This window comes from Pseudomonas nunensis (genome assembly GCF_024296925.1).
Taxonomy (GTDB): Bacteria; Pseudomonadota; Gammaproteobacteria; order Pseudomonadales; family Pseudomonadaceae; genus Aquipseudomonas; species Aquipseudomonas nunensis.
Window position 1 is genome coordinate 2,231,950 of the sequence record NZ_CP101125.1, and the last position, 26,609, is coordinate 2,258,558.

General features: G+C 63.0%; 2 protein-coding genes (1 of these 2 running past the window's edge). Both read left to right on the forward strand.

Features of this window, described 5'->3' with window-relative positions:
- Positions 1 to 13,452, forward strand: the 3' portion of a protein-coding gene (locus tag NK667_RS09785; protein WP_063869670.1) for a non-ribosomal peptide synthetase. The gene continues 15,456 nt to the left of window position 1, outside the view; only the last 13,452 of its 28,908 coding nucleotides appear in the window; its start codon lies off the left edge, out of view; the stop codon is at positions 13,450 to 13,452.
- Positions 13,449 to 26,576 carry a non-ribosomal peptide synthetase gene (locus NK667_RS09790; RefSeq protein WP_054614544.1) on the forward strand — a complete coding sequence of 4,376 codons (13,128 nt, stop codon included), beginning with the start codon at positions 13,449 to 13,451 and terminating at the stop codon, positions 26,574 to 26,576. Before NK667_RS09785 ends, NK667_RS09790 begins: the two co-directional genes overlap by 4 nt.
- The last annotated feature ends 33 nt before the right edge of the window (positions 26,577 to 26,609 follow it).

The window sequence follows — 26,609 nt, forward strand, 5'->3', positions numbered from 1 at the left end:
ATCCGTGGCTTCCGCATCGAACTCGGCGAAATCGAAACCAAACTCGCCCAACACCCAGACATCCACGAAACCGTGGTCCTGGCCCGCGAAGACTTGCCGGGCGAAAAACGCCTGGTCGCGTACTACACCGCACAAGCATCACTGGATATCGATCAACTCCGCCGTCACCTGCAAACCCAACTCCCGGACTACATGATCCCGGCAGCCTACGTTCATCTCGACAAACTGCCACTGACGCCAAACGGCAAACTCGACCGCAAAGCCCTGCCAGCACCCGACCTGGACGCCGTCATCACCCGAGGCTACAAAGCCCCCATCGGCGAAACCGAAACCACCCTGGCGCAGATCTGGTCAGACGTCCTCAACGTTGAACGCGTCGGCCGTCACGACCATTTCTTCGAACTCGGCGGCCATTCCCTGCTGGCCGTCAGCCTGATCGAACGCATGCGCCAGGCCGGATTAAGCGCCGACGTACGCGTATTGTTCGGCCAGCCGACCCTCGCCGCACTGGCTGCCGCCGTCGGTGGCAGCACCGAAATCGTGGTTCCGGCCAACGGCATCCCGACTGATTGCACACACATCACCCCGGACATGCTGGTCCTGACCGAGCTGGATCAAGACGCCATCGACCGCATCGTCGCCAGCGTCCCCGGCGGCGCGCGTAATGTGCAGGACATCTACCCGCTGGCGCCGTTGCAGGAAGGCATTCTCTACCATCACCTGTCCGCCGAGCAGGGCGACCCTTACGTGCTGCAAGCGCGTTTTGCACTGGACAGCCGCCAGCGTCTCGACGCTTTCGTGCAGGCCTTGCAAGGCGTGATCAACCGCCACGACATCCTGCGCACTGCCGTGCTCTGGGAAGGTCTTGATGAACCGCAGCAGGTTGTCTGGCGCCATGCACAATTAGGCCTGGACGAACTCGCGCTCGACCCGCAAGCCGGGGACATCACCGAACAACTGCACCAGCGTTTCGACGCCCGCCACTATGGCCTCGACATCACCCAGGCGCCGCTGATGCGCCTGGCCTTCGCCGAGGACCAACCGAATCAGCGCTGGGTCGCAATGTTGCTGTTCCACCACATGGCGCTCGACCACACGGCGCTGGACGTGGTGCGCCACGAAATGCAGGCACACCTGCTCGGCCACGCGGATCAGTTGGGCGCGGCCATGCCGTATCGCAACTACGTGGCCCAGGCGCGCCTGGGTGTCAGCAGCGCGGAGCACGAAGCCTTTTTCAGCGACATGCTCGGCGATATCGACGAGCCAACGCTGCCGTTCGGCTTGCAGGATGTGCAAGGCGATGGCGGTGATATCGAGGAAGCCCGCGTTGTCATCGACCGCGACTTGAGCCGACGCCTGCGCCGTCTCGCTCGCCAGTCGGGTGTCGGTGCGGCGAGCCTGCACCACTTGGCCTGGGCACAAGTGTTGGGCCGTGTTTCCGGCCAGGACGACGTGGTGTTCGGCACCGTGCTGATGGGCCGGATGCAGGGCGGCGAGGGTGCTGATCGTGCCTTGGGCATGTTCATCAATACCTTGCCGTTGCGGGTCGATGTGGCCGCTCAAGACGTCAAGGCCGGCGTGCGAACGGTCCACGAACGACTGACCGCGTTGTTGGGGCATGAGCATGCTTCGCTGGCTTTGGCCCAGCGTTGCAGCGCAGTGGCCGCACCGACGCCGCTGTTCAGCGCGTTGCTGAACTACCGTCACTCTAGTGAACAGTCAGAGGAAGTGAATGCAGCGTGGCAGGGCATTGATGCCCTGGGCGGTGAAGAACGCACCAACTACCCGCTGACCCTGTCGGTGGACGACCTGGGCGATGACTTCGCCCTGACCGTACTGGTCGGCGGCGGTGTCAGTGCCGAGCGGGTTTGCGCCTACATGAATGCCGCGCTGCAAAGCCTGGCTACCGCGCTGGAATCCGTGCCTGCATCGGCCTTGCACAACCTGGATGTACTGCCGCAAATCGAGCGTCGACAAGTGTTGACCGGTTTCAACGCGACCGCTCGCGGCTACCCGCAGAGCAGCACCGTGCAGGCGGCGTTCGAAGCGCAGGTTCTGGCCCGTCCGACCGCCACCGCAGCGGTCCACGATGGACGCAGCCTGACCTACAGTGAACTCAACGTCCGCGCCAACCGACTGGCGCATCACCTGATCAGCCTTGGCGTGCAACCCGGCAACAACGTGTCGATCCTGCTGGAGCGGTCGCTGGACCTGCTGATCAGCCAGTTGGCGATCCTCAAGTGCGCCGCCGTTTATGTACCGCTGGACGTCAACGCCCCGACTGAGCGCCAGCAGTTCATGCTGCAAGACAGCCAGGCTGAATTCGTACTGACTCGCCGCGAAGAAGACGTCGCGCTCGACGTACAGCGAATCGATCTGGACACCCGCGCGCTCGACAACCTGCCAAGCCATAACCCGCAACGGCCGCAGTCCAGCGAGACGCCGGCCTACATCATGTACACCTCCGGTTCGACCGGCACGCCGAAGGGTGTGTTGGTGCCACACCGGGCGATCACGCGACTGGTGATCAACAACGGCTATGCGCAATTCAATGCCCGAGACCGCGTGGCCTTCGCCTCGAACCCGGCCTTCGACGCCAGCACCCTCGACGTCTGGGCGCCGCTGCTCAATGGCGGTTGCGTGGTGGTGATTGCGCAGGATGTGTTGCTCTCGCAAGAGCGCTTCAGCGCATTGCTGCTTGAACAAAAGATCAGTGTCTTGTGGATGACCGCAGGGCTGTTCCATCAGTACGCCGCCGGTTTGATGAGCATGTTTGGCCAGTTGCGCTACTTGATCGTTGGTGGCGATGTACTCGACCCAACGGTGATCGGTCGCGTGCTCAAGGAAGGCGCGCCGCAGCACTTGCTCAACGGCTACGGCCCGACGGAAGCGACCACGTTCTCCACCACTTATGAGATCAGATCGGCCGGCGCGGGCAGCATTCCGATTGGTCGTCCGGTCGGCAATACCCGGGTTTATGTGCTGGACGCCTACCAACGCCCGGCGCCCATCGGCGTGGCGGGCGAGTTGTACATCGGTGGCGACGGCGTAGCCAACGGCTATCTGAACCGCCCTGAGCTGACCGCCGAAAAATTTGTCGCTGACCCGTTCAGCACCGAACCGCAGGCGCTGCTGTATCGCACCGGCGACCTGGCGCGCTGGTTGCCGGACGGCAATGTCGAATACCTGGGCCGCAACGATGACCAGGTGAAGATTCGCGGTTTCCGCATCGAACTGGGCGAAATCGAAGCCCGGTTGGCGCAATACGCCGAGATCAAGGACGCGGTGATCCTGGCCCGCGAAGACGTGCCGGGCGACAAACGCCTGGTCGCCTACTACACCTCGGCAAACGCGCTGGACATCGATGCATTACGCAGCCACCTGCGAGCGCAGTTGCCGGACTACATGGTCCCGGCCGCCTACGTGCGCCTCGATGTGCTGCCCCTGACTGCGAACGGCAAACTCGACCGTAAGGCGCTGCCGGCACCGGACCTCGATGCGCTGATCACCCGCGAGTACGAAGCTCCGGTGGGCGACACCGAAATCATCCTGGCACGCATCTGGGCGCAGATCCTCACTGTGGAACAGGTCGGCCGTCACGATCATTTCTTCGAACTCGGCGGCCATTCGCTGCTGGCGGTGAAACTGATCGAGCAAATGCGCCAGTCCGGACTGAGCGCCGATGTACGTGTGCTGTTCAGCCAGCCGACCCTGGCTGCGCTGGCGGCAGCGGTTGGCAGCGGCAGCGAAGTGCGCGTCCCGGCGAACCTGATTCCTGTGCAATGCGAACACATCACCCCGAGCATGCTGCCGCTGATCGAGCTTGATCAAGCGGCCATCGATCACATCGTCAGCAGCGTTCCGGGCGGCGTGGGCAACGTGCAGGACATCTACCCGCTGGCGCCGTTGCAGGAAGGCATTCTCTATCACCATTTGGCCGCTGAGCAGGGCGACCCGTACGTGTTGCAGACGCTGTTCGAGCTGAGCAGCCGTGACCGGCTGACGGCGTTCGTCGCCGCGCTGCAAAACGTCATCGACCGCCATGACATCCTGCGCACCAGCGTGGTGTGGCAAGGGCTGGACGCACCGACGCAAGTGGTCTGGCGCGAGGCGAAGTTGCATCTGGAACAGGTCGATCTTGATGCCGCTGCCGGCGATATTGCCGCGCAGTTGCAGAACCAGTTCGACCCGCGACATTACCGACTGGATATCACCCAGGCGCCGATGCTGCGCCTGGCTTTCGCCGAGGACGCAGCCAATCAGCGCTGGGTCGCGGTGTTGCTGTTCCACCACATGGCGCTCGACCACACCGCGATGGAAGTGGTGGTGCACGAGATGCAGGCGCACCTGTTGGGTGAGGCGGATCAACTGAGCGTGGCGGTGCCGTATCGCAACTACGTGGCTCAGGCTCGGTTGGGTGCGAGCCAGCAGGATCACGAAAAATTCTTCCGCGAGATGCTCGGCGATGTTGACGAACCAACCTTGCCGTTCGGTTTGCAGGATGTGCAGGGCGATGGCCGCGATGTCGAAGAGGCGCGGCAGGCGGTGGACGCGAAGTTGAACCTGCGTCTGCGGGCTCAGGCGCGGCAGCTCGGCGTGAGTGCCGCGAGCCTGGTGCATCTGGCTTTTGCCCAGGTGCTGGGCAGGGTGTCCGGCAAGCAGGACGTGGTGTTCGGCACCGTGCTGATGGGCCGGATGCAGGGCGGCGAGGGTGCCGACCGCGCGCTGGGGATGTTCATCAACACCTTGCCGTTGCGGGTCGATGTCGGCGCGCAAGCGGTTCGCGACGGGGTGAAAGCCACCCATGCGCGGCTGACCGCACTGCTGGGGCATGAACATGCGCCGCTGGTGCTGGCGCAGCGTTGCAGTGGCGTGGTTGCGCCGGTGCCGCTGTTCAGTGCGTTGTTGAATTATCGACACAGCGCGGTGGCCGAGCCGTCGGCGATGTATCAGGCGGCATGGCACGGTATCGAGGTGCTTGGCGGGGAAGAACGGACCAACTATCCGCTGACGCTGAACGTCGACGATCTGGGTAACGGGTTTGCGTTGTCGGTGTTGGTGGCCGCGCAGGTTGGGGCGCAGCGGGTTTGCGCTTATGTGCATACGGCGCTGGAAAGTCTGGTGGAGGCGCTGGAGCAGGCGCCTCGGGCTTCGCTGAACAGCTTGGCGATTTTGCCGGTGTCGGAGCGTGAGCAGGTGTTGGTCGGGTTCAATGCGACTGATGCGTTGTATCCGCTGGATCAGACGGTTCATGGGTTGTTTGAGTCGCAGGTTGAGCGTACGCCGGATGCGGTGGCGGTGGTTTATGGCGATCAGCGGTTGAGCTATCGCGAGTTGAATGAACGGGCGAACCGGTTAGCGCATTACCTGCGCGGGCAGGGCGTGCGGCCGGATTCGCGGGTGGCGATTTGTGTAGAACGTAGTGCCGACATGGTCGTCGGGTTGTTGGCGATTCTGAAGGCGGGCGGGGGGTATGTGCCACTGGATCCGGCGTATCCGCTGGACCGGATTGCCTACATGCTCGAAGACAGCGCGCCGGCCGTGGTGTTGGCTCAAGCTTCGACATTGGGCTTGTTGGCCGAAGCTTCGATGCCGGTCATCGATCTGGATAACAGCGTTTGGCAGGACGAATCCGTCGCAAATCCTTCGATTGAAGGCCTGACACCGGCGCATCTCGCTTATGTGATCTACACCTCCGGCTCTACTGGTCTGCCGAAAGGCGTAATGATTGAACACCGCAACACGGTGAACTTCCTGACCTGGGCGCATCGTTCGTTCGATGACGCCACGTTGGCCAAGACGCTGTTCTCGACCTCGCTCAACTTCGACTTGGCGGTCTATGAATGCTTCGCGCCACTGACGTCGGGCGGCAGCATCGATGTCGTGACTAATGTGCTGGAACTGCGAGACGACATCACGCTGATCAACACTGTGCCGTCGGCGCTAAAGGCGTTGCTGGAATCCGGCGGACTCAGCAAAAACGTGCACACGGTGAACGTCGCCGGTGAAGCGCTCAAACGCAGCCTGGTCGAAAACCTGTTTGAACAAACCGGCGTCCAGCGCCTGTGCAACCTCTACGGCCCTTCGGAAACCACAACCTACTCCAGCTGGGTCTCGATGGACCGCGAAGACGGTTTTGCGGCGCACATCGGCAAACCGGTAGCTAACACCCAGTTCTACCTGCTTGATGAACATCAACAACCGGTTCCACTGGGCGTGCCGGGCGAAATCTACATCGGCGGCGCTGGCGTAGCGCGTGGTTACCTGAACCGCGACGACCTGACTGCCGAACGTTTTCTTAACGATCCATTCCGCACCAACGCCCGCATGTACAAAACCGGTGACCTCGGCCGCTACCTGCCCGACGGCAACATCGAATACCTCGGCCGCAACGACGATCAAGTCAAAATCCGCGGTTTCCGCATCGAACTCGGCGAGATCGAAGCCAAACTCGCGCAACACGTCGATATCCAGGAAACCGTAGTCCTGGCCCGCGAAGACGTCCCCGGCGATAAACGCCTGGTCGCGTACTACACCGCGCCGACAACCCTCGATATCGACGCGTTACGCCGCCATCTACAAGCACAACTCCCGGACTACATGGTCCCGGCAGCCTACGTCCATCTCGACAAACTGCCACTGACCCCCAACGGCAAACTCGACCGTAAAGCTCTGCCGATCCCGGACCTGGACGCCGTGATCACCCGAGGCTACGAAGCCCCCCTCGGCGAAACCGAAACGACACTCGCGCAGATCTGGCAAGACCTGCTGGGCCTGCCGCAAGTCAGCCGCCACGACCACTTCTTCGAACTCGGCGGTCACTCACTCCTAGCCGTCAGCCTGATCGAACGCATGCGTCAGGCTGGCCTCAGCACTGATGTCCGCGCATTGTTCAGCCAACCGACCTTGGCTGCACTGGCCGCAGCAGTTGGTAGCGGCAGCGAGGTCCACGTCCCGGCCAACCTGATCCCCGCAAACGGCGACTACATCTCCCCGGCCATGCTGTCACTGGCCACACTGACTCAAGAATCCATCGACAGCATCGTCGCCACGGTCCCCGGCGGCGCCCGCAACGTGCAGGACATCTACCCGCTGGCACCCCTGCAGGAAGGCATCCTCTACCACCACCTCGCTGCCGAGCAGGGCGACCCGTACGTGCTGCAAACCCAGTTCGCTTTCGACAGCCGCGAACACCTCGACGCGTTCACCCAAGCGTTGCAAATCGTGATCGACCGCCACGACATCCTCCGCACTTCGATGGTCTGGGAAGGGCTGGACGAACCGGTGCAAGTGGTCTGGCGTCACGCGCAACTGTCTGTGGAAGAAGTGGTGTTGGCAGCGGCCGAAGGCGATATCGCCGATCAGTTACGTGAACGTTTCGACTCCCGCCACCATCGTCTCGACATCCGTCAGGCGCCGCTGCTGTGCATTAAATTTGCGCAGGATGCGGCCAATCAGCGCTGGGTCGCGACCTTGCTGTTCCACCACATGGCACTCGACCACACCGCGCTGGACGTGGTGCGCCACGAAATGCAGGCGCATTTGTTGGGTCAATCGGACCAGCTGGGCGCTGCCGTGCCGTATCGCAACTACGTGGCCCAGGCGCGTCTGGGCGTCAGCGAACAAGCGCACGAAACCTTCTTCCGCGAGATGCTCGGCGACATTGACGAGCCGACACTGCCGTTCGGTTTGACCCAGGTCCTGGGCGATGGACGCGAGATCGAAGAAGCGACGCAAGCCGTCGATCAGGCCCTGAGCCTGCGTCTGCGAGCACAGGCCCGGCGCCTTGGTGTGGGTGCCGCGAGCCTGGTGCATCTGGCCTGGGCTCAGGTGCTGGGCATGGCTAGCGGTCAGCCGGACGTGGTGTTCGGCACCGTGCTGATGGGCCGGATGCAGGGCGGTGAGGGCGCTGATCGTGCCTTGGGCATGTTCATCAACACCTTGCCGATCCGCGTGCAGGTCGATGCACAAAACGTCCGCGCCGCTGTCACCGCCACCCACACACGATTGACCGGACTGTTGGGGCATGAACACGCCTCGCTGGCCCTGGCCCAGCGTTGCAGTGGCGTGGCCGCGCCAGCGCCGCTGTTCAGCGCACTGTTGAACTACCGCCACAGTTCGGTCCAGCTGACCGATGAAGTGCTGTCCGCCTGGAGCGGCATGCACCTGCTCGCCAGCGAAGAACGCACCAACTACCCGCTGACCCTCAACGTTGATGACTTGGGCCAGGGCTTCAGCCTGACCGCGCAGGTCGAGGCGCAGATCGGCGCGCAACGCATCTGCGGCTATATGCAGGTGGCGCTGGAAAGCCTCGTCCACGCCCTGGAGCACGCACCGCACACCGCAATGCGCGACTTGACCGTGTTGCCGCTGGCAGAACGTCAACAACTGCTCGAGACCTGGAATGCACCGACCGGCGAATACGGCCATGACTTCACCATTCATGGTCTGTTTGAAGCGCAAGCAAGCGTGCAGCCCGATGCAGTGGCGGTGGTGTTTGAGGATCAATCGCTGACTTATGGCGAACTCAACGCCCGGGCCAATCAGGTCGCCCATCGCCTGCTGTCGCTGGGTATTCGCCCGGATGACCGAGTGGCGATTTGCGTCGAACGTGGCCTGGAAATGATCGTCGGCCTGCTGGGTATCCTGAAATCCGGCGCCGGCTACGTGCCGCTGGACCCGGCGTATCCGGCAGAACGCATTGCCTACATGCTGGAAGACAGCACGCCCGTGGCGATCCTGGTTCACGCCGCCACCCGCGAGTTGCTGGCGGAAGAATCGGTGCGGGTGATCGACCTCGATTGCGCGTCGTTGCACAGCCAATCGACGACCAATCCGCCGGTGCCGGAGCTGACGTCGGCGCACCTGGCTTACGTGATCTACACCTCGGGTTCCACTGGCCTGCCGAAAGGCGTGATGGTCGAACACCGCAACGTCGCGCGGCTGTTTGCCGCGACGCAGGCATGGTTCGAATTCGGCCCGCAGGATGTCTGGGCGCTGTTCCATTCCTTTGCCTTCGACTTCTCGGTCTGGGAAATCTGGGGTGCGTTGACTCATGGCGGCCGTCTGCTGGTGGTGCCGCAAGCAACCAGCCGTTCGCCGGACGAGTGTTATGCCTTGCTGTGCGAGGCCGGTGTCACGGTGCTCAACCAGACGCCGAGCGCCTTCCGTCAACTGATTGCCGCCCAAGGCGAAAAACCTAGAGCCCACAACCTGCGCCAAGTGATTTTCGGCGGCGAAGCGCTGGAGCCGGGCCTGCTCAAACCATGGTATGCCCGTGCGGTTAACGACCAGACGCAACTGGTCAACATGTACGGCATCACCGAAACCACGGTGCACGTGACCTATCGCGCGTTGCAGCCAGTCGATGCGCAACGGGCCGGCGTCAGCCCGATTGGCGGGCGCATTCCGGATTTGCAGTTGTACATCCTCAATCCGCAGCGCGAGCCGGTGCCGGTGGGTGTCATCGGCGAAATGTACGTCGGTGGTGCCGGTGTCGCGCGGGGTTACCTGAACCGCGACGAATTGACCGCCGAACGCTTCTTGAGCAACCCGTTCAGCTGCGAGCCGAACGCACGCATGTACCGCACCGGTGACCTCGGTCGCTGGCTGGCGGATGGCACGGTCGAATACCTTGGCCGAAACGATGAGCAGGTGAAGATTCGCGGTTTCCGCATTGAGCTGGGTGAAATCCAGGCCACGTTGGCTACCTGCGCAGGCGTCAGTGAAGCGCTGGTCATCGCCCGCGAAGATGTGCCGGGTGACAAGCGCCTCGTAGCGTATGTGATTGCCGAAGATGGTGCGGAACTCAGCGCCGCCGAACTGCGCGCCCAACTGCTGGACACCCTGGCCGACTACATGGTGCCGAGCGCCTTCGTGACATTGACTGCGTTTCCGCTGACCGCCAACGGCAAGCTCGACCGCAAGGCACTGCCGGCACCGGATCAGGCTTCGGTGGCGTCCCAGGCCTACGCCGCCCCACAAGGCATCGTGGAAACAACCCTCGCGTCCATCTGGCAAGAGCTGCTGGACCTCGAGCAAATCGGTCGTCACGACAATTTCTTTGAGCTGGGCGGCCACTCGCTGCTCGCAGTGAAGTTGATCGAGCGCATGCGCCACGCCGGTTTGAGTGCCGACGTGCGAGTGCTGTTCGGCCAACCGACACTGGCGGCGCTGGCGGCTGCGGTCGGTGGCTATACCGAAGTGATCGTGCCGCTGAATCTGATTGCCACCGATTGCCAACGCATCACCCCGGACATGCTGCCCCTGGCGCGTCTGGAGCAGTCGGTGATTGATCACATCGTCTCGATGGTGCCTGGCGGCGTCAGTAATGTGCAGGACATCTACCCGCTGGCGCCGTTGCAGGAGGGGATCTTGTATCACCACCTCGCGGCCGCCCAGGGTGATCCGTACCTGCAATATGTGATGTTCGGCTTCGACAGCTTCGCGCGCCTGAACAGTTTCAGTCAGGCGCTGCAAGCCGTGGTCGCGCGGCACGACATCCTGCGCACCGGTGTGCTGTGGGAAGGTCTGGCCGAACCGATGCAAGTGGTCTGGCGTGACGCGCGACTGGTGGTAGAAGCCGTTGAACTGGAGTCGGCGGCCGGCGATATCGCCACACAACTGCACCAGCGCTTCGACCCACGGCACTATCGCCTGGACATCCGCGAAGCACCGATGATGCGCATCGCCTATGCGCAGGACACGGCGAATCAGCGCTGGGTCGGCATCTTGCTGTTCCATCACCTGGTGGACGATGCCACGTCGCTGGCGGTACTGGCCTCGGAAATCGAGGCGCACATGCTCGGCCAGGCACAACGCCTGCCGATGTCGGTGCCGTACCGCAATTACGTGGCCCAGGCTCGACTCGGTGTCAGCCGCGAAGCCCACGAAGCGTTCTTCCGCGACATGCTTGGTGAGGTCGACGAACCGACCTTGCCGTTCGGCTTGCAGGATGTGCAAGGCGATGGCAGCGGCATAGAGGAAGTGCGCGAGGACATCGACACCGACCTTAGCCGTCGCTTGCGGGTACAGGCCCGTCAGCTCGGGGTGAGTGCGGCGAGTTTGTATCACCTGGTCTGGGCGCAGGTGCTGGCCAAGGTCTCGGGCCGCGACGACGTGGTGTTCGGCACCGTGCTGATCGGCCGCATGCAGGCCGGCGAGGGCGCTGATCGTGCCTTGGGCATGTTCATCAACACCTTGCCGTTGCGCGTGCAAGTGGGCGAACAGGCTGTGCGAGCCGGCGTGAAAGCCACGCACAAACAACTGACCGCGCTGCTGGGCCACGAGCACGCCTCGCTGGTGCTGGCGCAACGTTGCAGCGGCGTGGCGGCACCGACACCGCTGTTCAGTGCCTTGCTCAATTACCGCCACACCGGGGCGATGACGTCGAAGGAAGCGTTGTCAGCGTGGAATGGCATCGAATTGCTCAGCGGCGAAGAACGCACTAACTACCCGTTGACCTTGTCGGTGGATGATCAGGGCGAGTCGTTCAGCTTCACCGTCATGACCCCGGCGCGGATCGGTGCGCAGCGTATCTGCGGTTATGTGCAGCAGACGTTGCAAGGCCTGATCAGCATGCTCGAACAGACCCCGGATGCGCCGCTGCACCAATTGTCGATCCTGCCGGCTGCCGAAACCGAGCAGCTGCGGGTGACGTTCAACGCCACCGAGCGCGATTACCCACGGGATCTGTTGATTCACGAGCTGTTCGAGCAGCAAGTCGCCCGCCGTCCCGAGGCCTGTGCGGTCAGCGATGACAGCGGCCAGGTCCTGACCTACGCCGCGCTCAATCGCCGGGCCAACCAAGTCGCCCATCAGTTGATCGAACTCGGCGTCGGTCCCGATGCACGGGTTGCCGTGTGCCTGCGCCGTAGCCCGGAGATGGTGATTGCACTGTTGGCGATCCTCAAGGCCGGCGGCGCCTATGTGCCGATCGACCCGGATCTGCCGGACGCTCGCCGCGAATACATGCTCGACGACAGCGCGCCGTTGGCGGTGTTGAGCAGCGCGGAGTTGGCGCAAACCCTGCCAATGCCGGGCGCGCCGGTGTTGGTGCTGGATCGCGATACTTATGACTTCCCCGACACCAATCCGCAAACACCGGGCCTCAACGCCACGCACCTGGCCTACGTGCTCTACACCTCGGGCTCGACCGGCATGCCGAAAGGCGTGATGAACGAGCATCGCGGCGTGGTCAATCGCCTGCTCTGGGCGCGGGACGAATACCGCGTCGATGAAACCGACCGCGTCCTGCAAAAGACCCCGTTCGGCTTCGACGTGTCGGTCTGGGAATTCTTCCTGCCATTGCTGGCCGGTGCGCAACTGGTGATGGCGCGGCCCGGTGGCCATCAGGAACCGGATTACATCGCGCACACCATTCGCAGCGCTGGCATCACCCTGTTGCACTTCGTGCCGTCGATGCTCGAGCTGTTCCTGGAACGTCGCGACAGCCAAGGCTTCCCTGGCTTGCGTCGAGTGTTGTGCAGTGGCGAGGCATTGCCCCGCAGTTTGCAAAAACGCTTCGAACAACAACTGGCCGAGGTCGAGCTGCATAACCTCTACGGACCGACCGAAGCGGCCATCGACGTCACCGCGTGGCAGTGCCGTCCGACGGATCAGGGCGACAGCGTGCCGATTGGCCGACCGATCGCCAACATCCAGATCCACATACTGGACAACCACGGCGCGCCAACGCCACTGGGCATTGCCGGGGAAATCAACATCGGCGGCGTCGGCGTGGCTCGGGGTTACCTGAACCTGCCGGAACTGAGTGCCGAGCGCTTTGTGGCTGATCCGTTTTCCAGCGATCCCGAGGCTCGCCTGTACAAAACCGGTGACCTCGGTCGCTGGCTGCCCGATGGCTCGGTCGAGTACCTGGGCCGTAACGACTTCCAGGTGAAGATTCGCGGTTTCCGCATTGAGTTGGGCGAGATTGAAGCCAAGCTGGCCAATCACCCCGAGGTCAAGGAAACCGTGGTGTTGGCCCGTGAAGACGTGCCGGGCGAAAAACGCCTGGTGGCTTACTACACGACCCCGGGTGGCGCGCTGGAGGTGGAAATCCTGCGCTCGCACCTGCAAAGCCGACTGCCGACCTATATGGTCCCGGCGGCCTATGTACACCTCGAGGCCTTGCCACTGACCGCCAACGGCAAACTCGACCGCAAGGCGCTGCCGGCACCGGACCTGGCGTCCCTGATCACCCGCGGCTACGAAGCACCCATCGGCGACACCGAAATCACCCTGGCCCAACTCTGGGCGGAAGTCCTCAACGTGGAGCGCGTCGGCCGTCACGATCACTTCTTCGAACTCGGCGGGCACTCGCTGCTGGCCGTCAGCCTGATGGAGCGCATGCGCCAGGAAGGTCTGGAAGCGGATGTCAGGACGTTGTTCGAGCAACCCACGCTCTCGGAATACGCAGCAACGACAGAAAAAATGGAGATTGTCCTGTGACTGTGATCGAACTGTTGGCAACACTAAAAGAAAAAGACGTACAGCTCTCAGTCAAAGGTGACCAGCTTGTTGTTCGAGGCCGCAAACAGTCTCTGGGCGAACCGGCCGTGCTGGCCTTGCTGCGTGAGCACAAAGCGACGCTGATCGAGTTGATCCAGACCGGGCAATATGACGCTAGCAAAGCCGGCGAAATCGAGATCCCCGGCAACGGCATACCGCTCGGCTGCACGCGCATCACGCCGTCGATGCTGACCCTGGTGAGCCTGGATCAACCAGCCATCGAGCGCATTGTCGCCACGGTGCCGGGCGGTGCGGCCAACGTACAGGACATTTATCCCCTGGCGCCGTTGCAGGAAGGGATTCTTTATCACCACCTGACCGCCAGCCAGGGCGACCCCTATGTCCTGCAAGCGCAGTTCAGCATCACCACCCGTGAACGCCTGGCGGATTTTGCCGACGCCTTGCAAAGCGTGGTCGATCGTCACGACATCCTGCGCACCGCCATCGTCCGCGAAGGCCTGGATGAGCCGGTGCAAGTGGTGTGGCGCCATGCGCGCCTGGGCCTGCAAGACATCAGCGCCGAGATCGTCGACGGCGATGCCATGGCGCAACTGCAAGCGCGTTTCGACCCACGCCATCATCGCCTCGACGTCAGCCAGGCGCCGTTGCTGTTGCTGGTGTTCGCCGAAGACCCGCTGAACCAGCGCTGGGTCGCGATGCTGCTGTTTCACCATATGGCCCTCGACCATGCGGCGCTCGCCGTGGTCCAGCATGAAATGCAGGCGTACCTGATGGGGCAGGCCGAGCAGTTGCAAGCTGCCGTGCCATACCGCAACTACGTCGCGCGCACTCGGCAGGCCGGTCAGCGCCAGGCCGACGAAGCGTTTTTCGGCGAGATGCTCGGCGATGTCGACGAGCCGACCTTGCCCTTCGGCCAGCAGGATGTACTGGGCGACGGCAGCGCCATCGAAGAAATCCAGCGGCCATTGCCGTCGGAACTGAGTCGTCGTCTGCGAGCACAGGCGCGATTGGTCGGGGTCAGCGCGGCGAGCGTGATCCATCTCGCCTGGGCCCAGGTGCTGGGCTGTGTGTCGGGCCGCGAGGATGTGGTGTTCGGCACGGTGATGCTGGGGCGCATGCAGGCTTCGGAGAACATGAGCCGGGCGCTGGGCATGTTCATCAACACCTTGCCGTTGCGGGTCGGCGTGGGCGCGCAAAGTGTGCGCGACGGGGTCAAGTCCACACACGCGCGGCTCAGCACCTTGCTCAGTCATGAATACGCGTCCCTGGCATTGGCCCAGCGCTGCAGCGGGGTGGCGGCGCCGACGCCGTTGTTCAGCGCCTTGTTGAATTATCGCCACAGCACCAGCGCGAGCCAAGCGATCCCGGCCGACGCGAGCCTGGCCTGGAGCGGCATCGAAACCCTCAGCGCCCAGGAACGCACCAACTACCCGCTGATTATCTCGGTCGATGACTTTGCCGATGACTTTGCCCTGACCGTGCAAGCGAGTGCGCAGATCGGTGCGGCGCGCCTGTGCGAATACATGCAGACCGCCGTCGAAAGCCTGGTCGCAGCGCTGGAAGAGGCCCCGGATTCGCAGCTCAACAGCCTGTTGATCCTGCCGGCCGCCGAGCGTGAGCAAGTGTTGCTGACGTTCAACCAGACCGAGCGCGAGTACCCTCGGCAGCAGACCGTTCACGCCTTGTTCGAAGCCCAGGCCGAGGCTCGCTCCGACGCGCCCGCCGCCGTAGAAGCAGGGCAAACCCTGACCTATGCCGAGCTGAACGCCAAGGCCGAACGCCTGGCCGCACACCTGACCAGCCTTGGCCTGCAACCGGGCGAAGCGGTGGCGATCCTGCTGCCACGCTCGCTGGATTTGCTGGTCAGCCAACTGGCGATCCTCAAATGCGCGGCGGTGTATGTGCCGCTGGACATCAATGCGCCCGTCGAACGCCAGCACTTCATGCTGCAAGACAGCCGTGCCGTGCTGGCCTTGACTCGCAGTGGCGAGGGGTTGGCCGACGGCGTGCGCAGGGTCGATCTGGATACGATTGATTACGCCAATCAACCGGTCCGCAACGCACCGCGCCCGCAATCCAGCGAAACCCCGGCGTACATCATGTACACCTCGGGTTCTACCGGCACCCCCAAAGGCGTGCTCGTACCACACCGGGCGATCAGCCGACTTGTGATCAACAACGGCTATGCCGATTTCAATTCAGCGGATCGGGTGGCCTTCGCCTCCAATCCAGCCTTCGACGCCAGCACCCTGGAAGTCTGGGCGCCGTTGCTGAATGGCGGTTGCGTGGTGGTGGTCGAGCAAGAGGTGCTGCTGTCACAGGCACGTTTACGCGAATGGTTGCTGGCGCAATCGGTGAGCGTGTTGTGGATGACGGCGGGGCTGTTTCATCAATACGCCGATGGCTTGATGCCGGTGTTCGGGCAGTTGCGTTACCTGATCGTCGGCGGCGATGTGCTGGATCCGGCGGTGATCGGCCGCGTCTTGCGGGACGGCGCGCCGCAGCATCTGCTCAATGGCTACGGCCCGACCGAAGCCACGACCTTTTCCACCACGTTCGAGATTACCTCGGTCGGTAGCGGTAGCATTCCGATTGGCCGGCCGATCGGCAACACGAAGGTCTACGTGCTCGACGCACAACTGCGCACCGTGCCCCTCGGTGTGCCCGGTGAGCTGTTTATCGCTGGCGCTGGGGTTGCCAACGGCTATCTGAACCGCCCCGAATTGAGCGCTGAAAAATTCATCGCCGACCCGTTCAACGGTCAATCGATGTACCGCACGGGCGACCTTGGGCGCCACTTGCCGGACGGCACGATTGAGTACCTGGGCCGCAACGACGACCAGGTGAAAATCCGTGGCTACCGCATCGAACTGGGTGAAATCGAAGCCCGCTTGGCGCAACACGAAAGCGTGAAAGACGCGGTGGTGCTGGTACGTGAAGACGTGCCGGGGGAAAAACGCCTGGTGGCGTATTTCACCGGCGCTGGTACGGCGGATCTCGACAGCCTGCGTACTCATCTGCAATCGGCGCTGCCGGACTACATGGTGCCGGCGGCGTATGTGCAGCTCGACCGCTTGCCGTTGACCGCCAACGGCAAGCTCGACCGCAAGGCGCTGCCGGTGCCGGACCTGGCGTCCATCGTCACCCGGGGCTATGAAGCGCCGCAGGGCGAAATCGAAATCACCCTGGCCCGGCTCTGGGCGCAGGTGCTTAACGTCGAGCGCGTCGGTCGCCACGATCACTTTTTCGAACTGGGCGGGCATTCGCTGCTGGCGGTCAACCTGATCGAGCAAATGCGTCAGGTCGACCTCAGCGCCGATGTGCGCGTGCTGTTCGGCCAGCCGACCCTGGCCGCCCTGGCCGCCGCTGTGGGTGGCGGCAATGAAATCCAGGTGCCGGCGAATGGCATCACCCCGGACTGCGAACGGATCACCCCGGCGATGTTGCCGCTGGCCGCGTTGGACCAGGACGCGATTGATCGCATCGTCGCCACGGTTCTCGGCGGCACGGCCAATGTGCAGGATATTTACCCGCTCGCGCCGTTGCAGGAAGGCATTCTCTACCACCATATTTCCGCCGGGCAGGGTGACCCTTACGTCCTGCAATCGCTGTTTGCCTTCGACAGCGAAGCGCGTCTTCAGGCGTTCACCCAGGCGTTGCAAGGCGTAATCGACCGCAACGATATCTTGCGCACGGCGGTGCTCTGGGAGGGCCTGGAGCAGCCGGTGCAAGTGGTCTGGCGTCAGGCCCGGCTCGACGTCGAGCACGTAGCGTTAAGCCGCGAAGACGGCGATGTCGTGACCCAGTTGCACGCACGTTTCGACTCCCGTCATCACCGCCTCGATATCCGCCAGGCGCCGTTGATGTGCCTGCGGGTGGCCGAAGATCCGGCCAACCAGCGTTGGGTGGCGATGTTGCTGTTCCACCACATCGCCCTCGACCACACCGCGCTGGAGGTGGTGCAGCAGGAAATGCAGGCGCATTTGCTGGGTCAGGAAGGTGGTCTGGCTGCGGCGATGCCGTACCGCAACTACGTGGCCCAGGCTCGCTTGGGTGTCAGTCAGACGCAGCACGAAGACTTTTTCCGCGAGATGCTCGGCGATATTGACGAGCCGACGCTGCCCTTCGGTTTGCAACAGGTGCAGGGCGACGGCAGTGGTATCGAAGAGGCAAAACTTGAGGTGAACGCCGAGCTGAGCCGACGCCTGCGGGCCCAGGCGCGGCAGCTTGGCGTAAGCGCCGCCAGCCTGCATCACTTGGCCTGGGCGCAGGTGATCGGGCGTTTGTCCGGGCGCGAAGACGTGGTGTTCGGCACCGTGTTGATGGGCCGGATGCAGGGCGGCGACGGCGCGGACCGGGCGCTGGGCATGTTCATCAACACCTTGCCGCTGCGGGTCAGCCTGGACGAGCAGGGCGTGCGCGCCGGGGTCAAGGCCACGCACGGGCGGTTGACGGCATTGCTCGGTCACGAACACGCTTCGCTGGCGTTGGCCCAGCGTTGCAGCCGCGTGGCGTCACCGGCGCCGCTGTTCAGTGCGTTGCTCAATTACCGCCACAGCGCGACCGGCGAAGTCTCGGCTGAAGCCACGAACGCGTGGCAGGGTATGCAAAACCTTGGTGCCGAAGAGCGCACCAATTATCCGCTGACCCTGTCGGTGGATGACTTGGGCGCCGGATTCCTGCTCAGCGCCCTGGTGCAGAAAGGCATCGGCGCCGCACGTATCTGCGCCTACATGCACACTGCGCTGGAGCAGTTGGCCCAGGCGCTGGAACAGGCGCCGCAAACACCGCTGCGTCACCTGGAGATTTTGCCGGACACCGAACGCCGCCAATTGCTGGTGGATTTCAACGCCACCACCCGCGCCTATCCCCAGGACAAAACCGTCCTGGCGCTGTTCGAAGCGCAAGTGGCACGTACACCGGACGCGGTCGCGGCGGTGCACGGTCAGGAAACCTTGAGCTACGCCGCATTGAATCAGCGGGCGAACCAACTGGCGCATCACCTGATCGGCCTGGACGTGCAACCGGACGACCGCGTGGCGATCCTGCTGCCGCGTTCCCTCGACTTGCTGGCCAGCCAACTGGCGGCGCTCAAATGCGCGGCGGCCTATGTGCCGCTGGACCGCAATGCGTCCCTGGAACGCCAGCGCTTTATGCTGGAAGACAGCCAGGCCTCGGTGTTGCTGACGTTCAGCGATCAGGATGCGCCTGAAGGTGCGCGCCGTATCGATCTGGACCGGTTGAATCTGGACGGCCGAACCGCTCACGACCCGGCTCTGGCGCAGTCCGCCGAAACCATCGCCTACATCATGTACACCTCCGGTTCCACCGGTCAGCCCAAGGGCGTGCTGGTGCCGCATCGGGCGATCAATCGTCTGGTGATCAACAACGGTTACGCCGATTTCAATGCGCAGGACCGCATCGCTTTCGCCTCGAACCCGGCGTTCGACGCCAGCACCATGGACGTGTGGGGCGCCTTGCTCAATGGCGGTCGGGTGATTGTGATCGACCACGAAACCCTGCTGGAACCGTCACGCTTCGCCGCCGTCCTGACCGAATCCGGCGCGACGGTGTTGTTCGTCACCACGGCGATTTTCAACCAATACGTGCAGCTGATCCCGCAAGCCATCGGTGGCCTGCGCATCCTGCTGTGTGGCGGTGAACGGGCGGATGCGGCGTCCTTCCGACGCCTGTTGAGCCTGGCGCCGAATCTGCGCCTGGTGCACTGCTACGGTCCGACCGAAACCACCACTTACGCCACCACCTATGAAGTGAAGACCGTGGCGCCCGACGCCGAAAGCGTGCCGATTGGTGGGCCGATTTCCAACACGCAATTGTATCTGCTCGACGCCCGCCAGCAGCTCGCACCATTGGGCGTGGTCGGCGAAATCTACATCGGTGGTCGCGGCGTGGCGAAGGGTTATCTCAACCGCCCGGAACTGACGGCGCAGGCGTTTATCGCCGATCCGTTCAGCGATGAGCCCGGCGCCTTGCTGTACCGCACCGGCGATCTGGGACGTTGGTTGCCCGAGGGGCAGTTGGAATGCCTGGGGCGTAATGATGATCAGGTGAAGATTCGCGGCTTCCGCATCGAACTCGGTGAGATCGAGGCCAAACTGGCTGCCTGCGCTGGCGTCAAGGACACAGTGGTATTGGTCCGGGCCGATGAGTCCGGCGAAAAACGCCTGGTCGCCTACGTGGTGGCGCAACCCGAGGTCACGCTGACGGTGGCGTGGTTGCGCGAGCAATTGTCCGCGTCCTTGTCCGAATACATGGTGCCGAGCGCGTTTGTGATCCTGCCGGTGTTTCCCCTGACCCTGAATGGCAAGATCGATCGCAAAGCGCTGCCCGCGCCACAAGCCGACGCCTTCGCGAGCCAGGCCTACGAGGCGCCGCAAGGTGAGATCGAACAGACCCTGGCCGGTTTGTGGGCAGACCTGCTGAATGTGGAGCAGGTCGGTCGTCGCGATAATTTCTTCGAACTGGGCGGGCATTCGCTGTTGGCCATGCGCCTGATCGAACGGATGCGCCAGGTTGATCTGGCGGTGGATGTGCGGGTGCTGTTCAGCCAGCCGACGCTGCTGGCGCTGGCCGCTGCCGTGGGCGGACACGCCGAAGTGGAGGTGCCGGCCAACGCGATCGTCGAAGGCTGTGAACGCATTACCCCGGCGATGCTGCCGCTGGCGACCTTGAGCCAGTCGGCGATAGACCGGATCGTCGAAAGCGTGCCCGGTGGTGTCGCGAATGTGCAGGACATCTATCCATTGGCACCGTTGCAGGAGGGCATCCTGTTTCACCACCTCTCGGCGGAACACGGCGATCCCTATGTGCTGCAATCGCAATTCGGCTTTGAGAGCCGTGCGCGTTTCAATGACTTCGCCCAAGCGTTGCAACAGGTTATCAATCGCCATGACATCCTCCGGACCTCAATGGCCTGGGAAGGTCTCGCAGAGCCGATGCAAGTGGTGTGGCGCCAGGCACCGCTGGTGTGCGAGCAGTTTGAGCCGGCCAGTGGCGATGTTGCCGAGCAGTTGTATGCGCATTTCGACGCCCGGCATTACCGCCTCGATGTGCGCCAGGCGCCGATGCTGCGCCTGGTGTTCGCCGAGGACGTGGCCAATCAACGCTGGGTCGCGACGCTGTTGTTCCACCATATGGTGCTCGACCACACGGCGCTGGAAACCCTGGAACATGAAATGCAGGCGCATTTGCTCGGTCACGGGCAGCGTCTGGGCGCTGCGGTGCCGTATCGCAACTACGTGGCGCAGGCGCGGCTGGGTGTCAGCCAGGATCAGCACGAAGCGTTCTTCCGCGAGATGCTTGGCGATATCGATGAGCCGACCCTGCCGTTTGGATTGCAGGATGTGCAGGGCGATGGCACCGGCGTCACTGAAGTGAAACGCGCGGTTGATGCCGGGTTGAGCCAACGCCTGCGCGCCCAGGCCCGGCAACTCGGGGTCAGCGCCGCCAGCGTGGTGCATTTGGCCTGGGCCCAGGTGTTGGGGCGGGTCAGTGGTCGCGACGAAGTGGTTTTCGGCACCGTGCTGCTAGGGCGGATGCAGGGCGGCGAGGGCGCCGACCGCGCGCTGGGGATGTTCATCAACACCTTGCCGTTGCGGGTCAGCCTCGGCGGGCAAGGCGCGGGTGCGGCGGTGAAAGCCACGCACATGCGCCTGACCGGCCTGCTCGGTCACGAACACGCGCCGCTGGCATTGGCCCAGCGTTGCAGCGGCGTGGTCGCGCCGACGCCGCTGTTCAGCGCCATGCTCAACTATCGCCATAGCGCCACCGAAGTCACTGAACAAATGGTCTCGGCTTGGCAAGGCATCGAGGCGCTGGGCGGTGAGGAACGCACCAACTATCCGCTGACACTGGCCGTGGATGACGAGGGCCAGGGTTTCAGCCTGGTGGTTCAGGCCGTGGAAGGGATCGATGCGCAGCGGATCGGCGATTACATGCAGATTGCGCTTGAGCGTTTGGTTAACGCACTGGAACGGGCGCCGGAAACGCCGCTGCATCAACTCGATAGCCTGCCGGACGCAGAGCGTCGGCAGTTGCTGGAGACCTTCAACGCTACGGCGGTCGAGTATCCGCAGGGTTTGACCTTGCATGGGTTGTTTGAAGCGCAGGTGAGTTCGGGGCCTGATGCGGTTGCGGTGAGCTTTGAAGACAGTCACTGGACGTATGCTGAGCTGAATCGCCATGCCAACCAGATTGCCCATCGCCTGATTGAACTGGGTATTCGCCCGGATGACCGCGTCGCAATTTGCGTGGACCGTAGCCTGGAGATGGTCGCGGGGTTGCTGGGGATTCTGAAATCCGGCGCCGCGTATGTGCCGCTGGACCCGGATTACCCGGCTGATCGGCTGGCCTACATGCTGGAGAACAGTGCTCCAGCCGTAGTCCTGACCCAACGTTCATTGCAGGGCAGTTTGCCGGCAACAGACGCGGACATTTTGCTGCTGGACGGTGACGGCTTCTCGAATCAACCGACCGTAGATCCCGTCGTAGAAAGCTTGAGTGCGGACAATCTGGCCTACGTGATCTACACCTCAGGCTCCACAGGTATGCCCAAAGGCGTGATGAACGAACATGGCGGTGTGGTTAACCGTCTGCTGTGGATGCAGGACGAATACCAACTGACGCCGTCGGACTCCGTGCTGCAAAAGACCCCATTCAGCTTCGACGTCTCGGTCTGGGAGTTCTTCTGGCCACTGTTCACCGGTGCACGCTTGGTCATGGCGCGTCCGGGCGGTCACCGCGAGCCTGCCTACCTGCGCGAAGTCATCCAAACCGAACGCATCACCACACTGCACTTTGTGCCGTCGATGCTGGACGTGTTCCTTGCCGCTGGCGATGTCAGCGACTGCAAAGGTCTGGTGCGCGTAATGTCCAGCGGCGAGGCACTACCGGGCCAACTGGTACGACGCTTCAAGCTGCAACTGCCGGGCACCGAGTTGCACAACCTCTACGGCCCGACCGAAGCCGCCGTCGATGTCACCGCGTGGAACTGCGCCGGCCCTGATACGCCGGACAGCACACCGATCGGCAAACCGGTGGCCAACACGCAAATTTACCTGCTCGATGCCCATCAACAACCCGTGCCCATGGGCGTGGCGGGGGAGATCTACATCGCTGGCGTTCAAGTCGCCCGTGGTTATCTGCACCGTCCTGAGCTGACAGTCGAACGCTTCCTGACCGACCCGTTCAGCACCACGCAAAATGCACGGATGTACCGCACCGGCGACCTCGGCCGCTACCTGGCAGACGGCAATATCATCTACCTGGGCCGCAACGACGATCAGGTCAAGATTCGCGGTTTCCGCATCGAACTGGGTGAAATCGAGGCGCGTCTCGCCGAGCATCCAGCGGTCGCGGAAGCGGTGATCCTGGCCCGTGAGGACGCCAGCGGCGACAAACGTCTGGTGGCCTATTACACAACACCGACAACGGACGAACCCCTCGACATCGAGACCTTGCGTGCCTTCCTGCAAGCCCGACTGCCGGAGCACATGATCCCGGCGGCCTACGTACATCTCGACGCATTGCCACTGACCCCCAATGGCAAGCTGGATCGCAAGGCGCTACCGGCGCCGGACGCGGATTCGGTGATCAGTCGTGGTTATGAAGCACCGCAGGGTGAAGTGGAAACCACCCTGGCGCAGCTCTGGAGCGACTTGCTCAACGTCGAGCAGGTCGGGCGTCACGATCATTTCTTTGAACTGGGCGGGCACTCCTTGCTGGCGGTGAAGCTGATCGAGCAGATGCGTCAGGCCGGTTTGAGCGCCGACGTGCGCGTGCTGTTCGGCCAGCCGACGCTGATGGCGCTGGCGGCGGCCGTGGGCGGAAGCAGCGAGATCGTGGTTCCGGTCAACGGCATCCCGGACGGCTGTGAACGGATCACCCCGGACATGCTGCCGCTGGCGCAACTGGATCAATCGACGATTGATCAGATTGTCGCAAGAGTGCCCGGTGGCGCGTGCAATGTGCAGGACATCTATCCGCTGGCACCGTTGCAGGAAGGGATCTTGTATCACCACCTCGCGGCGGCCCAGGGCGATCCGTACTTGCAATACGTGGTGTTCGGTTTCGACAGCTTTGCCCGTCTGGAAGGTTTCAGTGAGGCGCTGCAAGCCGTGGTCGCCCGTCACGACATTCTGCGTACCGGCGTGCAATGGGAAGGTCTGGCCGAAGCGGTGCAAGTGGTCTGGCGCGATGCGCCGTTGGCCTTTGAATCCGTGACGCTGGACCCGGCGCTCGGCGACATCGCCACGCAACTGCACGAACGTTTCGACCCGCGCCACTATCGCCTGGACATCCGCCAGGCGCCGATGATGCGCATCGCATATGCCCAGGACACCGCGAACCAGCGCTGGATCGGCATGCTGCTGTTCCATCACCTGGTCGACGACGCCACCTCCCTGGCGGTGCTGGCCTCGGAAATCGAGGCGCATATGCTCGGTCAGGGGCAACGTCTGGCGGCGTCGGTGCCATATCGCAACTACGTGGCCCAGGCGCGATTGGGTGTGAGCCGTGAAAAGCACGAAGCGTTTTTCCGCGACATGCTCGCCGATGTCGATGAGCCGACGTTGCCCTTCGGTTTGCAGGATGTGCAAGGGGATGGCAGCGGTATCGAGGACCTTCGCCAGGATGTCGACGCCGACCTCAGTCGTCGTTTGCGCCTTCAGGCCCGGCAGCTCGGCGTGAGTGCGGCGAGCCTGTATCACCTGGTCTGGGGCCAGGTGCTAGCCAAGATCTCCGGCAAGGACGATGTGGTGTTCGGCACGGTACTGATCGGCCGCATGCAGGGGGGCGAAGGCGCCGACCGGGCGCTGGGGATGTTCATCAACACCTTGCCGCTGCGGGTAACGCTGGGCGCACAAAGTGTGCGTGACGGCGTCAAGGCCACCCATGCACGACTCACCGCGCTGCTGGGGCACGAGCACGCTTCCCTGGCGCTGGCGCAACGCTGCAGCGGCGTGGAAGCACCGACGCCGCTGTTCAGCGCCTTGCTCAATTACCGTCATGCGTCCGCGACGGCCTCGACCGAGGCGCTGTCGGCCTGGAGCGGGATCGAGATGCTCAGCGGCGAAGAACGCACCAACTATCCACTGACTTTGTCGGTGAATGACCTGGGCGAAGGCTTCAGCTTCACGGTCATGACCCCGGCGCGGATTGGCGCGCAGCGTATCTGCGGCTATGTACAGACTGCGTTGGAAAGTCTGGTGCGGGCGTTGGAGCATGGATCGAAGGCGCCGCTGCATGGTTTGCGGATTTTGCCGGCGGATGAGCGTTTGAAACTGCTGGTCGAGTTTAATGCGACTGAAGCGGCCTATCCGCTGGACGAGACGGTTCACGGGTTGTTTGAGGCGCAGGTGGAGCGTACGCCAGATGTTGTGGCCGTAGTTTTTGGCGAGCAGCGGCTGAGTTATCGCGAGCTGAATGAGCGGGCGAACCGCTTGGCGCATCATTTGCGCGGGCAGGGCGTCCGGCCGGATTCTCGGGTGGCGATTTGTGTTGAGCGCAGTGCCGACATGGTCGTCGGGTTGTTGGCGATTCTGAAGGCGGGCGGGGGTTATGTGCCGCTGGATCCTGCATATCCGCTGGATCGGATTGCCTACATGTTGCAGGACAGCGCGCCGGCGGTGGTGTTGGCGCAAGCCTCGACATTAGGACTGTTAGCTCAAGCGTCGATGCCGGTGATCGATCTGGATAGCAGCATTTGGCAGGATGAATCCGTCTCCAATCCTGTGATTGAAGGGTTGACCTCTGCGCATCTGGCTTATGTGATCTACACCTCGGGTTCGACCGGTTTGCCGAAAGGCGTGATGATCGAACACCGCAACACGGTGAATTTCCTGACTTGGGCGCATCGTTCATTCGACGGTGCCACATTGGCTAAAACCCTGTTCGCGACATCTCTGAACTTCGACCTGGCGGTCTACGAATGCTTCGCGCCGCTGACCTCGGGCGGCAGCATCAATGTCGTGACCAACGTATTGGAACCACGAGACGACATCACCCTGATCAACACCGTGCCGTCAGCACTCAAGGCGTTACTGGAATCCGGCGGACTCAGCAAAAGCGTGCACACGGTCAACGTCGCCGGTGAAGCGCTAAAAAGAAGCTTGGTCGAAAACCTGTTCGAACAGACCAGCGTTCAGCGCCTGTGCAACCTCTACGGCCCTTCGGAAACCACCACGTACTCAAGTTGGGTATCAATGGACCGCGAAGACGGTTTCGCCGCCCACATCGGCAAACCCGTCGCCAACACCCAGTTCTACCTGCTGGATGAACATCAACAACCAGTCCCTCTGGGCGTTCCCGGCGAAATCTACATTGGCGGCGCCGGTGTAGCGCGCGGCTATCTGAACCGCGACGACCTCACCGCCGAGCGCTTCCTCACCGACCCATTCCGCACTAACGCCCGCATGTATCGTACCGGCGACCTCGGCCGTTACCTGAAAGACGGCAACATCGAATACCTCGGCCGCAACGACGACCAGGTGAAAATCCGCGGCTTCCGCATCGAGCTCGGCGAAATCGAAGCCAAACTGGCCCAACACGAGGACATCCACGAAACCGTCATCCTCGCCCGGGAAGACGTGCCCGGCGAAAAACGCCTGGTCGCGTACTACACCGCGCCGACAACCCTCGAAATCGACACATTACGCCTCCATCTGCAAGCGCAACTCCCGGACTACATGATCCCGGCGGCCTACGTCCACCTCGACAACTTGCCGCTGACCCCCAACGGCAAACTCGACCGCAAGGCCCTACCGGCACCCGACAGCAGCGCCTATTCCACCCGTCACTATGAAGCCCCTGTAGGTGACATCGAGACGAAACTCTCGGTGCTGTGGGCCGAGCTGCTGAAGGTCGAACGGGTGGGGCGTCACGACCACTTCTTTGAACTCGGCGGGCATTCGCTGTTGGCGGTCAGCCTGATCGAGCGCATGCGTCAGGACAACATGGAGGCCGATGTCCGCGTGCTGTTCGGTGCGCCGACACTCGCGTCGGTGGCAGCCGCCGTGGGCCAGGTGCAAAGGGTCGACGTGCCGCTGACGACCATCCCCGCGCTCACGCGCAAACGCCGTATCTGATTGATCCGCGATCCCGATCCGATGGGGTTCTCC